Annotated in this window: 13 protein-coding genes; 9 read left to right on the top strand and 4 right to left on the bottom strand. The window is 60.7% G+C overall.

Features of this window, described 5'->3' with window-relative positions; all coding sequences use genetic code 11:
- Window positions 1-79: 79 nt before the first annotated feature.
- From G7025_RS19005 to hisC, 5 genes are all read left to right on the top strand, one after another.
- A complete protein-coding gene (locus G7025_RS19005) occupies window positions 80-319 on the top strand; it encodes a BolA family protein (protein ID WP_010567702.1) in 240 nt (79 codons plus the stop codon).
- Window positions 320-342: 23 nt separating this feature from the next.
- The gene (murA, locus tag G7025_RS19010; protein ID WP_181080641.1) at window positions 343-1,608 is read left to right on the top strand and encodes a UDP-N-acetylglucosamine 1-carboxyvinyltransferase; all 1,266 of its coding nucleotides are present in this window, start codon (window positions 343-345) and stop codon (window positions 1,606-1,608) included.
- Between the two features lie 292 nt (window positions 1,609-1,900).
- Window positions 1,901-2,536 (top strand): ATP phosphoribosyltransferase, encoded by a 636-nt coding sequence (gene hisG / locus G7025_RS19015; RefSeq protein WP_003188599.1) that lies wholly within the window; start codon window positions 1,901-1,903, stop codon window positions 2,534-2,536.
- Window positions 2,537-2,661: 125 nt separating this feature from the next.
- The gene (gene hisD, locus G7025_RS19020; protein ID WP_181080642.1) at window positions 2,662-3,981 is read left to right on the top strand and encodes a histidinol dehydrogenase; all 1,320 of its coding nucleotides are present in this window, start codon (window positions 2,662-2,664) and stop codon (window positions 3,979-3,981) included.
- Window positions 3,982-3,984: 3 nt separating this feature from the next.
- Complete coding sequence (gene hisC / locus G7025_RS19025) at window positions 3,985-5,037, top strand: histidinol-phosphate transaminase (protein ID WP_181080643.1); 1,053 nt, start codon at window positions 3,985-3,987, stop codon at window positions 5,035-5,037.
- Window positions 5,038-5,100: 63 nt separating this feature from the next.
- Here hisC and G7025_RS19030 read toward each other — a convergent pair whose 3' ends face one another.
- Window positions 5,101-6,375, bottom strand: coding sequence for a uracil-xanthine permease family protein (locus G7025_RS19030; protein WP_034095928.1), 1,275 nt, complete (start codon window positions 6,373-6,375; stop codon window positions 5,101-5,103).
- A gap of 2 nt (window positions 6,376-6,377) precedes the next feature.
- Complete coding sequence (upp, locus tag G7025_RS19035) at window positions 6,378-7,016, bottom strand: uracil phosphoribosyltransferase (protein ID WP_181080644.1); 639 nt, start codon at window positions 7,014-7,016, stop codon at window positions 6,378-6,380.
- Window positions 7,017-7,179: 163 nt separating this feature from the next.
- Between upp and G7025_RS19040 the strand changes: the two genes are divergently transcribed.
- From G7025_RS19040 to G7025_RS19050, 3 genes are all read left to right on the top strand, one after another.
- Window positions 7,180-7,737: a hypoxanthine-guanine phosphoribosyltransferase gene (locus tag G7025_RS19040; protein WP_181080645.1), complete on the top strand. Its 558-nt coding sequence runs from the start codon at window positions 7,180-7,182 to the stop codon at window positions 7,735-7,737.
- A gap of 3 nt (window positions 7,738-7,740) precedes the next feature.
- Entirely contained in the window at window positions 7,741-8,208 is a 468-nt protein-coding gene (locus G7025_RS19045) for a WbuC family cupin fold metalloprotein (protein ID WP_181080646.1), read from the top strand.
- A gap of 109 nt (window positions 8,209-8,317) precedes the next feature.
- The gene (locus tag G7025_RS19050; RefSeq protein ID WP_181080647.1) at window positions 8,318-8,605 is read left to right on the top strand and encodes a PA4642 family protein; all 288 of its coding nucleotides are present in this window, start codon (window positions 8,318-8,320) and stop codon (window positions 8,603-8,605) included.
- Window positions 8,606-8,673: 68 nt separating this feature from the next.
- Here G7025_RS19050 and mqo read toward each other — a convergent pair whose 3' ends face one another.
- Window positions 8,674-10,182, bottom strand: coding sequence for a malate dehydrogenase (quinone) (gene mqo, locus G7025_RS19055; RefSeq protein ID WP_181080648.1), 1,509 nt, complete (start codon window positions 10,180-10,182; stop codon window positions 8,674-8,676).
- Window positions 10,183-10,910: 728 nt separating this feature from the next.
- Window positions 10,911-11,144, bottom strand: coding sequence for a hypothetical protein (locus G7025_RS19060; RefSeq protein WP_181080649.1), 234 nt, complete (start codon window positions 11,142-11,144; stop codon window positions 10,911-10,913).
- 196 nt (window positions 11,145-11,340) lie between these two features.
- On the opposite strand from G7025_RS19060, the gene G7025_RS19065 reads away from it, so the two are divergent.
- On the top strand, window positions 11,341-11,925 hold the full coding sequence (locus G7025_RS19065) for a YajG family lipoprotein (RefSeq protein WP_181080650.1): 585 nt from the start codon (window positions 11,341-11,343) through the stop codon (window positions 11,923-11,925).
- Window positions 11,926-12,091 lie beyond the last annotated feature (166 nt).

Genomic DNA, 12,091 nt, shown 5'->3' on the forward strand with positions numbered 1-12,091 from the left:
GCTATGCGGGGTTCGCAGGCGCGGGGCTTTTTTGTATGATGTGCGACCCGCGCGCACTGGGCGCCGATAGAGGTTGAGCATGCAGGCCCTAGAAGTTAAGAGCTTCCTTGAAGGAAAGCTGCCGAATACTGAGGTTGCAGTTGAAGGCGAAGGCTGCAATTTCCAGCTGAACGTGATTAGCGATGAACTGGCGGCATTGAGCCCGGTCAAGCGTCAGCAGCAGATCTATGCCCATTTGAACCCGTGGATCACCGATGGCAGCATCCATGCGGTCACTATGAAATTTTTCAGCCGCGCGGCCTGGGCCGAGCGCACCTGAGCCCCCAAGGCGTCGAGATTCTTATGGATAAATTGATTATTACCGGCGGTGCCCGCCTTGATGGCGAGATCCGCATTTCCGGTGCGAAAAACTCCGCCTTGCCGATCCTGGCAGCGACCCTGCTGTGCGATGGCCCGGTCACCGTGGCCAACCTGCCGCACCTGCATGACATCACCACCATGATCGAGCTGTTCGGTCGCATGGGCATCGAGCCGGTGATCGACGAGAAACTCGCTGTCGAAATCGACCCGCGTACCATCAAGACCCTGATCGCACCGTACGAGCTGGTGAAAACCATGCGTGCGTCGATCCTGGTACTGGGCCCGATGGTTGCCCGTTTCGGCGAAGCCGAAGTGGCACTGCCTGGCGGTTGCGCCATCGGTTCTCGTCCGGTAGACCTGCACATTCGTGGCCTGGAAGCCATGGGCGCGATCATCGATGTCGAAGGCGGCTACATCAAGGCCAAGGCGCCGGAAGGCGGCCTGCGTGGCGCGAGCTTCTTCTTCGATACCGTCAGCGTGACCGGTACCGAGAACATCATGATGGCCGCTGCCCTGGCCAACGGTCGCAGCGTCCTGCAAAACGCCGCGCGCGAACCGGAAGTGGTCGACCTGGCCAACTTCCTGAACGCCATGGGTGCGAAGGTTTCCGGCGCCGGCACCGACACCATCACCATTGATGGCGTAGAGCGTCTGCACACCGCAACCTACAAGGTCATGCCTGACCGGATCGAGACCGGCACCTACCTGGTTGCCGCCGCCGTCACCGGTGGTCGCGTCAAGGTCAAGGATACCGATCCGACCATCCTGGAAGCGGTCCTGGAAAAACTCCGCGAAGCCGGTGCCGAAATCACCTGCGGCGAAGACTGGATCGAGCTGGACATGCACGGCAAGCGGCCAAAAGCCGTCAATGTGCGTACCGCTCCGTACCCGGCGTTCCCGACCGACATGCAGGCGCAGTTCATTTCCTTGAACGCGATTGCCGAAGGCACCGGTGCCGTGATCGAGACCATCTTCGAAAACCGTTTCATGCATGTTTATGAGCTGCACCGCATGGGCGCGAAGATCCAGGTTGAAGGTAACACTGCCATCGTCACCGGTATCGACAAGCTCAAGGGCGCGCCAGTCATGGCCACCGACCTGCGCGCATCGGCCAGCCTGGTGATCTCCGCGTTGTGTGCGGACGGTGACACCTTGATCGATCGCATCTACCACATAGACCGTGGTTACGAGTGCATCGAGGAAAAACTGCAGATGCTCGGCGCGAAAATCCGCCGCGTACCGGGCTAGTCCTGGAGCTGAAAACACCGTCACTGTGGTGAGCGAGCTTGCTGTGGTGAGCGGGCTTGCTGTGGTGAACGAGCTTGTTGTGGTGAGCGGGCTTGCCCCGCGCTGGACTGCGCAGCAGTCCCCGCTTTGGGGTCGCTACGCAACCCCGCACCGCGCAAGCCCGCTCACCACAGACGGTGTCAGTTCGCGGTATGCTGAATGTGTTCCAAATCGAGGCTGTCATGGCCTCGATCTGTGTCTGGCGCCGTTTGCGACCAGGCAGCAATAGCCTGATGAAGGATTGACGTTTCCCATGTTGACCATCGCACTGTCCAAGGGCCGCATCCTTGACGACACTTTGCCGCTTCTGGCTGAAGCGGGCATCGTGCCGACCGAGAATCCGGACAAGAGCCGCAAGCTGATCATTCCCACCACCCAGGACGACGTTCGTCTGTTGATCGTGCGGGCCACCGACGTGCCGACCTATGTTGAACATGGCGCGGCCGACCTTGGCGTCGCCGGCAAGGACGTGCTGATGGAGTATGGTGGCCAGGGCTTGTACGAACCGCTGGACCTGCGTATTGCCCTGTGCAAGTTGATGACCGCCGGCCGGGTCGGTGACGTTGAACCCAAGGGCCGCCTGCGTGTGGCCACCAAGTTCGTCAACGTCGCCAAGCGCTACTACGCCGAGCAAGGCCGTCAGGTCGACATCATCAAGCTCTACGGCTCCATGGAGCTGGCGCCGCTGATCGGCCTGGCCGACAAGATCATCGACGTGGTCGATACCGGCAACACCCTGCGTGCCAACGGTCTCGAACCACAGGATTTCATCGCTGACATCAGCTCCCGCCTGATCGTCAACAAGGCATCAATGAAGATGCAGCACGCCCGAATCCAGGCGTTGATCGACACCCTGCGCAAGGCAGTGGAGTCTCGACACCGCGGTTGACTCACCCGCGCGGCCATAGGCCGCGCCCGTCTATCCGCCTCATAGCCAGAATTCTCAGGTGCCCAAGCGGAGCGAACGGTAGTTTAGGGCGCCTGAGTTTTTGCCAATCCTATGAGGCCCTCGCTATGACCACGTCCACTGCAATTGCCCGACTCAACGCTGCCGACCCGGATTTCGCCCATCATCTGGATCATTTGCTGAGCTGGGAAAGCGTGTCCGACGACTCGGTCAACCAGCGGGTGCTCGACATCATCAAGGCGGTGCGCGCGCGCGGTGACGCGGCGCTGGTGGATTTCACCCGTCAGTTCGACGGTCTCGACGTGCAGTCCATGGCCGACCTGATCCTGCCGCGTGAACGCCTGGAGCTGGCGCTGACCCGCATTACCGTGCCGCAGCGCGAAGCCCTCGAAGTGGCGGCGGCGCGAGTGCGCAGCTACCACGAGCAACAAAAACAGGACTCCTGGAGCTACACCGAAGCCGACGGCACGGTGCTGGGCCAGAAGGTCACGCCACTGGATCGTGCCGGCCTGTACGTGCCGGGTGGCAAGGCGTCGTACCCGTCGTCCGTTTTGATGAATGCGATTCCTGCCAAGGTGGCGGGCGTGACTGAAGTCGTCATGGTGGTGCCCACTCCGCGCGGTGAAATCAACGAGCTGGTGCTGGCCGCTGCCTGTATTGCCGGTGTCGACCGTGTATTCACCATCGGCGGTGCCCAAGCGGTTGCGGCGCTGGCTTATGGCACCGAAAGTGTGCCGAAGGTCGACAAGGTCGTTGGTCCCGGCAACATCTACGTCGCCACTGCCAAGCGCCATGTATTTGGCCAGGTCGGTATCGATATGATTGCCGGTCCTTCGGAGATCCTGGTGGTGTGCGATGGCCAGACCGACCCGGATTGGATCGCCATGGACCTGTTCTCCCAGGCCGAGCATGACGAAGACGCCCAGGCGATCCTGGTCAGCCCGGATGCCGAGTTCCTCGACAAGGTCGCCGCCAGCATCGATAAGTTGTTGCCGACCATGGAACGTGCCGAAATCATCGAGAAATCAATCAATGGTCGTGGCGCGCTGATTCTGGTGCAGGACATGGAACAGGCCATTGAAGTGGCCAACCGCATCGCGCCGGAGCATCTGGAATTGTCGGTGGCCGACCCACAGGCCTGGCTGCCGTCGATTCGTCATGCCGGTGCGATCTTCATGGGGCGTCATACCAGCGAAGCCTTGGGTGACTACTGTGCCGGCCCCAATCACGTGCTGCCGACTTCCGGCACCGCGCGATTTTCGTCGCCGCTGGGGGTTTATGACTTCCAGAAGCGCTCGTCAATCATCTTCTGCTCGCCACAAGGCGCATCCGAGCTGGGCAAGACCGCGTCGGTGCTGGCCCGTGGTGAGTCCCTGAGCGCTCACGCCCGTAGCGCCGAGTATCGAATCCTGGATGAGGGGAAATAACACATGAGCAAATTCTGGAGTCCCTTCGTCAAGGATCTGGTGCCTTACGTACCCGGCGAGCAACCGAAGCTGACCAAGTTGGTCAAGCTCAACACCAACGAGAACCCGTACGGCCCATCGCCCAAGGCGTTGGCCGCCATGCAGGCCGAGTTGAACGATGACCTGCGTTTGTACCCGGACCCCAACAGTGACCTGCTCAAACAGGCCGTGGCCAGGTATTACGCGATCGATGCTGGCAAAGTGTTCCTCGGCAACGGCTCCGACGAAGTGCTGGCGCACATCTTCCACGGCCTGTTCCAGCACGAGCTGCCGCTGCTGTTCCCGGACATCAGCTACAGCTTTTATCCGGTGTACTGCGGCCTCTACGGCATCCAGTCGGCGCCGGTGCCATTGGACGAGCAGTTTCAGATCCGCGCGGCGGACTACGCCAGACCCAATGGCGGGATCATCTTCCCCAACCCGAATGCGCCAACCGGTTGTGTAATGGCTCTGGACGCGGTGGAGCAGATCCTCAAGGCCAGCCCGGATTCGGTGGTAGTGGTGGATGAAGCCTATATCGACTTTGGCGGCGAAACCGCCATCAGCCTGGTGGACCGCTACCCGAACCTGTTGGTGACCCAGACCCTGTCCAAATCGCGCTCACTGGCCGGTTTGCGCGTAGGCCTGGCGGTGGGCCACCCGGACCTGATCGAAGCGCTGGAGCGGGTCAAGAACAGCTTCAATTCCTATCCGTTGGATCGTCTGGCAATTGTCGGCGCGGCGGCGGCGTTCGACGATCGTGAATACTTCGAGAAAACCTGTCAGCAGGTGATCGACAGCCGCCACCAATTGGTCGTGCAGCTGGAAGCTAAGGGGTTTGAGGTGCTGCCGTCAGCGGCCAATTTCATCTTTGCCCGCCACCCACGCCACGATGCAGCCGGACTGGCAGCCAAGTTGCGCGAGCAAGGGGTGATCGTGCGCCACTTCAAGCAGGCGCGGATTGCCCAGTTCCTGCGGATCAGCATCGGTACACCGGAGCAGAACCAGGCGTTGATCGATGGGTTGGGTGAGCTCTGACATCCACTGAAATCAAATGTGGGAGGGGGCAAGCCCCTCCCACATTGGTGGGTGGGTCGGCAGTTAGATCAACGGCTCATCCGGTTTCTTGTTCTTCCAGCCATCATTGCCCGGCAGCAACAGGTTCAAGCCAATCGCCACCACGGCACACAGGGCAATGCCCTTCAAGCCGAAGTCATCCGGGCCGGTGCCGGTACCGACCAACACGCCGCCAATCCCGAACACCAGGGTTACCGACACAATCACCAGATTGCGCGCCTCACCCAGGTCGATCTTGTGGCGAATCAACGTGTTCATCCCCACAGCAGCAATCGAACCGAACAACAGGCACAGAATTCCGCCCATCACCGGCACCGGGATGCTTTGCAGCAGTGCGCCGAATTTGCCGATAAATGCCAGGCTGATGGCAAAGATAGCCGCCCAGGTCATGATTTTCGGGTTGTAGTTCTTGGTCAGCATCACCGCGCCGGTCACTTCGGCGTAGGTGGTGTTCGGCGGGCCGCCAAACAGGCCGGCGGCCGTGGTGGCGATGCCGTCACCCAGCAAGGTGCGATGCAGGCCAGGCTTTTTCAGGTAGTCGCGTCCGGTCACGCTGCCTACTGCAATCACACCGCCGATATGTTCGATCGCCGGGGCCAGGGCCACCGGGACGATAAACAGGATCGCCTGCCAGTTGAATTCCGGCGCGGTGAAGTGGGGTAGAGCGAACCAGGGTGCGGCGGCGATCTTCGCGGTATCGACGACGCCAAAGTAGAACGACATGGCAAACCCCACCAGCACGCCGGAGATAATCGGCACCAGGCGAAAAATGCCCTTGCCGAATACCGCCACGATCAGCGTGGTCAGCAGCGCCGGCATCGAGATCATCATCGCCGTCTGGTAATGAATCAGCTCGGCACCGTCGCCGGACTTGCCCATGGCCATGTTTGCGGCGATCGGCGCCATGGCCAGGCCGATGGAGATGATCACCGGCCCGATTACCACCGGCGGCAGCAGCCGGTCGATAAAGCCGGTGCCTTTGATCTTCACCGCCAGGCCCAGGAACGTATACACGAAGCCGGCCGCCATCACGCCGCCCATGGTCGCCGCGAGGCCGAACTGGCCCTTGGCGAGGATGATCGGGGTGATGAAGGCAAAACTCGATGCCAGGAACACTGGCACCTGTCGCCCGGTCACCACCTGGAACAACAACGTGCCCAGGCCGGCGGTGAACAGCGCGACGTTTGGATCAAGACCTGTGATCAGTGGCATCAACACCAGCGCGCCAAATGCCACGAAGAGCATTTGTGCGCCAGACAGGATCTGGCGCCAAAGCGGGTCGTTGAATTCATCCTGCATGCTCACGCGTCCTTCTGCTTGGTGCCGAAGATCTTGTCACCGGCATCGCCCAGGCCGGGGATGATGTAGCCGTGTTCGTTCAAGCGTTCATCGATGGAGGCGGTATAGATCTGCACGTCCGGGTGCGCACTCTCGACGGCCGCGATGCCTTCGGGCGCGGCCACCAGCACCATGGCGCGGATGTCCTTGCAACCGGCCTTTTTCAGCAGGTCGATGGTGGCGACCATGGAACTGCCGGTGGCGAGCATCGGGTCGATGATCATCGCCAGGCGCTCATTGATTTCCGGAACGAGTTTTTCCAGGTAGGTGTGAGCCTGCAGCGTCTCTTCATTTCGGGCCACGCCCACGGCGCTGACCTTGGCGCCCGGAATCAGGCTGAGCACGCCTTCAAGCATGCCGATACCGGCGCGCAGGATCGGGACCACGGTGATTTTCTTACCGGCGATCTTCTCGACCTGGACGGGACCGGCCCAACCTGGGATCTCGTAGCTCTCCAGTGGCAAATCCTTGGTGGCTTCGTAAGTGAGCAGCGCTCCGACTTCCTGAGCAAGCTCACGGAAATTCTTCGTGCTGATGTCGGCGCGGCGCATAAGGCCGAGTTTGTGTCGGATCAGCGGGTGGCGGATCTCGCGAGTGGGCATGGGAAAGGCTCCGGCGGCGGGCAAAAAAACCGGCCTAGATTAATCTATCCGAGGGTGTTGTCCTATAGACATCTAGTACGTTAGTCCATTAAGGCTTGCTCGCAGCGCATGAGAAGCGTACCTTCGCCCGCTTTTCTTGCCACAGCACCCCTTGGAGAGCGCCATGTCCGCTGATCTCGAGCATATCCGTCAAATCATGCGCGAGGCTGACTGCCTGTACACCGAAGCGCAAGTCGAAGAAGCGATCGCCAAGGTCGGCGCACACATCACTCGCGAAATGGCCGACACCAACCCGGTGGTGTTTTGTGTGATGAACGGCGGCCTGATCTTCGCCGGCAAGCTGCTGACTCATCTGCACTTCCCACTGGAAGCGTCCTACCTGCACGCTACCCGCTATCGCAATGAAACCAGCGGCGGCGACCTGTTCTGGAAGGCCAAGCCGGAAGTCTCGTTCATCGATCGTGACGTGCTGATCATCGACGATATCCTCGATGAAGGTCACACCCTGGGTGCGATTATCGACTTCTGCAAACACGCCGGCGCACGTAAAGTGCACACCGCCGTACTGATCGACAAGGACCACGACCGCAAGGCCCGTCCCGAGTTGAAAGCCGATTTCGTCGGCCTGCCGTGCATCGACCGCTATATTTTCGGTTACGGTATGGATTACAAAGGCTACTGGCGCAACGCCAATGGTATCTACGCCGTCAAAGGGATGTAACGCATGGCCCGCTTTCTGGATCAGACACTGTTCACCGAACTGGCCGAGAAAGCGGCCGCCAGCCCCCGTGGGCGGCATCATCATAACTTCCATGACATGGATGAGCCTTGCCATCGCATGGCGGTGGGCCTGCAACCCGGCACCTACGTGCCACCTCACCGCCATCTCAGCGCGGACAAGGCGGAAACCCTGCTTGTGCTCCAGGGCCGTCTGGGCCTGCTGGTGTTCAACGACAACGGCGAAGTGATCGCCAGGCGCGTGATGCAGGCCGGCAGCGAATGCGCCGGCGTCGATCTGCAGCCGGGGGTGTTCCATGGTCTGGTGGTGCTGCAGCCCGACACCGTGATGTTCGAATGCAAGGCCGGGCCCTATCGACCGGTCGGCGAGGGTGAGCTCGCGCACTGGGCGCCCCGGGAGGGCGATGCCGGCGTCGCCGAGTATCAACGCTGGATGCTTGCCCAGTTCGATTGAACGGCAGTGCCGGGCCGCCCTGTCACATGGGGCCAGCAGCGCTTTCGAAGCCTGCGTTGCGCAGGTAGACTTCAAACCCCGTGTAAATGTTTGCAGGCTGGAGTCGGTAATGCGTAAAGATAAGAAACAGGTGATTGGTGATGAGATCGGCGACGATCAGATCAAGTTGTTCCTGAACTTCGAACCGGTCGACGCCACTTCACCGTCCCTGCACAAACTGATCAAGGCTTACCGTGGCCTGCGTATCGACGACTTCGAGCGGTTCCTGGGGTTCTTCAAGGAAGCCGGCCTGGATCTGGATGGCAAAGACGAGCACGGCCAGACCTTCGTCGACCTGATCAAGGACCAGCGCAATGCCGCCGAGTACATCGAATTGATCGATAACGCCCGCGGCTGATTGCGTCGCGCAAAAAAAACGCCCCGTTCTCATCGTGAAAGCGGGGCGTTTTTTATTGCAGCAATGCCTTAGGCGAAGCTCTCGGCCTCGTTGCTCTGCTCAACCAGTTCCAGGCTGATGTTGTTCTGCGCGTTGATCCTGCGATACAGCTCGGCGTCGGTCTCCAGCACTTTTTCGCGCGCCGGGAAGATCTCGTGCAGCTTGGCCGCCCATTCGCCGCTGGCCTTGGCCGGGAAGCAGCGCTCGATCAGTTCCAGCATGATCGACACAGTCACCGACGCGCCTGGGGAGGCGCCCAGCAGCGCTGCCAGCGTACCGTCCTTGGCTGCGACCAGCTCGGTGCCGAATTGCAGCACGCCGCCTTTTTTCGGGTCTTTCTTGATAATTTGCACACGCTGGCCGGCCACTTCCAGGCGCCAGTCCTCGGCTTTCGCCTCCGGGTAGAAACGGCGCAAGGATTCCAGGCGCTGCTCCATGGACTGCATCACTTCGCTGACCAGGTACTTGGTCAGGTCCATATTGTCGCGGGCTACGGCCAGCATCGGGCCGATGTTGCCCGCGCGCACCGACAGCGGCAGGTCGAGGAATGAACCGTGCTTGAGGAACTTGGTGGTAAACCCGGCGTAAGGCCCGAACAGCAGCGACTTCTTGCCATCCACCACGCGGGTGTCCAGGTGCGGCACCGACATCGGCGGCGAACCCACGGCGGCCTGGCTGTAGACCTTGGCCTGGTGATGCTTGACCACTTCGGGGTTGTCGCAACGCAGCCACTGGCCACTGACCGGGAAACCGCCAAAACCTTTGCTTTCTTCGATACCCGAGGCCTGCAGCAGCGGCAGGGCCGCACCGCCGGCGCCGAGGAACACGAACTTGGCGTCCACTTCACGACTGTTGCCGCTGTTGACGTCCTTGATGCTCACGGTCCAGCCGGCACCGTTGCGCTTGAGGCCGGTGACGCGCTTGCAGTACTTGACCTGGGCATCGGCCGAGCTGGTGAGGTGGTTGAGCAACTGATTGGTCAGGGCGCCGAAGTTGACGTCGGTGCCGTTCATGACGCGGGTAGCGGCGATTTTTTCGTCGAGCGGGCGGCCCGGCATCATCAGCGGCATCCACTCGGCCATCTCGCTGCGGTCTTCGGTGTAGTGCATGTCCGAAAACGCATGGTGCTGGCGCAGGGTCTCAAAGCGTTTCTTGAGGAACTCGACGCCTTTCTCGCCTTGCACGAAGCTCAGGTGCGGCACCGGGCTGATAAAGGATTTGGATGAGCCGAAGGTGCCCTTTTTGGTCAGGTACGCCCAGAACTGCTTCGACACCTCGAACTGGGTGTTGATGTGCACGGCTTTCTTGATGTCGATGGAGCCATCGGCGGCCTGGGGTGTGTAGTTCAATTCACACAGGCCGGCGTGGCCGGTACCGGCATTGTTCCACGGGTTGGAACTTTCCGCGGCACCCGAATCCATCAGCTCAACGACTTCCAGCTTGAGGCCGGGGTCGAGCTCCTTGAGCAGTACGGCCAGGGTGGCACTCATGATGCCGGCCCCTACCAGTACAACGTCGACTGCTTCGTTATGCGCCATTTAACGCGTCTCCAAAATCTGCAGCACCAAATTGACGGCATGGCTGCCAGGAGTGACGGGGCGGTTCACGTGTTGCCCCAGGTTACCCATGGCCAGGATCGCCATGTCCGTTTCGCAATTCTTTGCAACGTCAGCACACGCTTGCTGCCTGGCCTGATCTGCCTATGAACGCATTCATGGGCGGCTGTGGCAATTCGACTTATGGTCAAAGCGTGCGATGCGTGCAATCAATCCGTAGCGGACAGGCTCAAGCTCCGGTTGTCGAGGAGCACTCGGTCCTGTGCGGTTGGGCTGTTCCAGACGCTGATGGTGCTTGTACAAACGCCAAACTATTCATTTGCTCGCCACACTCTTGTGAAGTTGTGAAAACCCGTTTTTTTCACGCTCTTTTGAAGACGTGAACCTCAAAAAAGGGCTGCCCCAGCCTGGCACCTGGCCCGCAGCTCTGCGTCGACACGCGGCAGAACGGGCAAACAACTCAAGTGGCCGAGCGCAATGGCAGCTCTGGCAGATTCGGTAAAGACGGGTGGTTTGCAGAGCAAACAGCAAGCGCGCCAGCTTCACAGGATCTGTGTGGGCGGCTCTCTGTGGGCGATTGCTGGGGTTAATACCGAGGCATTAACGGTGCTGCGAGGCCCGATCAGGAGACGTCCTTATAATCGGGGGGAGATTGTAGCGAAGAACGTCAGGGAAATGGGCGTGTTTTATGACTTTTATTAGACATTTGGTCAGGCGGCCAACGCCGGCCGGCGCGACGCCCGCTCCACGCGTGGGCTGACACGGGCATGGGCCGGCAAGGGGCGATGCATCCAGCTCAGACGAATTTCCTCGATTTCCACCCAGCCTTCGCCCACCGGTGGCTGGCTGCACTCTTTGAACGCCTGGCAGCGACCTTGCAGATCGAGCAGCGCAAACTGACGAAGCGCGGGCTTGCGGGTAAACAACGACCAGAGAAATTGCATGGCGATCAGCCTCCTGTGATTGAGGCCAAGCATGCCGGTGCGGGATGACGGAGCGATGTATCGGCTGTGACACGTGAGTGACAGCGAACCGCGCATAATGCCGCGAGTCATAGGTTGTAACTGACGCTGGTTCCCTGCGATGACCCCCCGTTATACTGGCGGCCTGTCGGTACCTGACTTTTCTGGAGAGAAGCGCATGTTGCAACGCCTGTTGTTCGGTTTGATCACTGTGACCACGCTGGCCCTGGTTGGCTGCGCCAACAGCCCGCAACAACTCAGTCCGCAACCGAAACTCACCACGCAGTTGGCGCCGGTGGGCCATGGCCAACCGGTGTCGGTGCGGGTGGTGGACGGCCGTCCGTCGCCGACCTTGGGTTCTCGTGGTGGCCTGTACCCGGAGACCGCGCTGATTTCGGTCAATGCCCAGGATGTGCTGCCCAAGCTGCAGGCCCAGGCCGAGGCGGCCGTGCGTCTGCTGGGCTTTACCCCATCCAACTCGCCGGGCGTGCCGCAGTTGACCGTTACCCTGGCTGAGTTGAAATACCAGTCGCCCAAGGAAGGCCTGTATGTGACCGAGGCTTCCATCGGCGCCACCTTCAAGTCCGACGTCAACGCCGGCACCCGCCGCTACAGCGGCCGTTATGCGGCCTCGCTCAACCAGCGTTTTGGCATGTCGCCCAACCAGGAGACCAACACCAAGCTGGTCAGCGACGTCCTGAGTGATGCCTTGACTCGTCTGTTCAAGGACCCAAGCATCGGTCAGTTGCTCAGCTCGCAATAAGCGCGTCACGAAAAACCGGGCTCAACTGGCCCAATGCCGGTCAGTTAAGAGACGGAACGGGCAACCAGTAACCTGTGGCGAGCGGGCTTGCCCCGCGTTGGGCTGCGAAGCAGCCCCAAAACATAGTCCCGGAGCTGCCTGGCATACTGCGACGCTCCTATTGGGG

Source organism: Pseudomonas lurida (assembly GCF_013522705.1).
GTDB lineage: Bacteria > Pseudomonadota > Gammaproteobacteria > Pseudomonadales > Pseudomonadaceae > Aquipseudomonas > Aquipseudomonas quebecensis.

Coding starts and splice junctions, on each gene's coding strand:
- G7025_RS19005 (WP_010567702.1), top strand. CDS start 80: ATGCAGGCCCTAGAAGTTAAGAGCTTCCTTGAAGGAAAGCTGCCGAAT.
- murA (WP_181080641.1), top strand. CDS start 343: ATGGATAAATTGATTATTACCGGCGGTGCCCGCCTTGATGGCGAGATC.
- hisG (WP_003188599.1), top strand. CDS start 1,901: ATGTTGACCATCGCACTGTCCAAGGGCCGCATCCTTGACGACACTTTG.
- hisD (WP_181080642.1), top strand. CDS start 2,662: ATGACCACGTCCACTGCAATTGCCCGACTCAACGCTGCCGACCCGGAT.
- hisC (WP_181080643.1), top strand. CDS start 3,985: ATGAGCAAATTCTGGAGTCCCTTCGTCAAGGATCTGGTGCCTTACGTA.
- G7025_RS19030 (WP_034095928.1), bottom strand. CDS start 6,375: ATGCAGGATGAATTCAACGACCCGCTTTGGCGCCAGATCCTGTCTGGC.
- upp (WP_181080644.1), bottom strand. CDS start 7,016: ATGCCCACTCGCGAGATCCGCCACCCGCTGATCCGACACAAACTCGGC.
- G7025_RS19040 (WP_181080645.1), top strand. CDS start 7,180: ATGTCCGCTGATCTCGAGCATATCCGTCAAATCATGCGCGAGGCTGAC.
- G7025_RS19045 (WP_181080646.1), top strand. CDS start 7,741: ATGGCCCGCTTTCTGGATCAGACACTGTTCACCGAACTGGCCGAGAAA.
- G7025_RS19050 (WP_181080647.1), top strand. CDS start 8,318: ATGCGTAAAGATAAGAAACAGGTGATTGGTGATGAGATCGGCGACGAT.
- mqo (WP_181080648.1), bottom strand. CDS start 10,182: ATGGCGCATAACGAAGCAGTCGACGTTGTACTGGTAGGGGCCGGCATC.
- G7025_RS19060 (WP_181080649.1), bottom strand. CDS start 11,144: ATGCAATTTCTCTGGTCGTTGTTTACCCGCAAGCCCGCGCTTCGTCAG.
- G7025_RS19065 (WP_181080650.1), top strand. CDS start 11,341: ATGTTGCAACGCCTGTTGTTCGGTTTGATCACTGTGACCACGCTGGCC.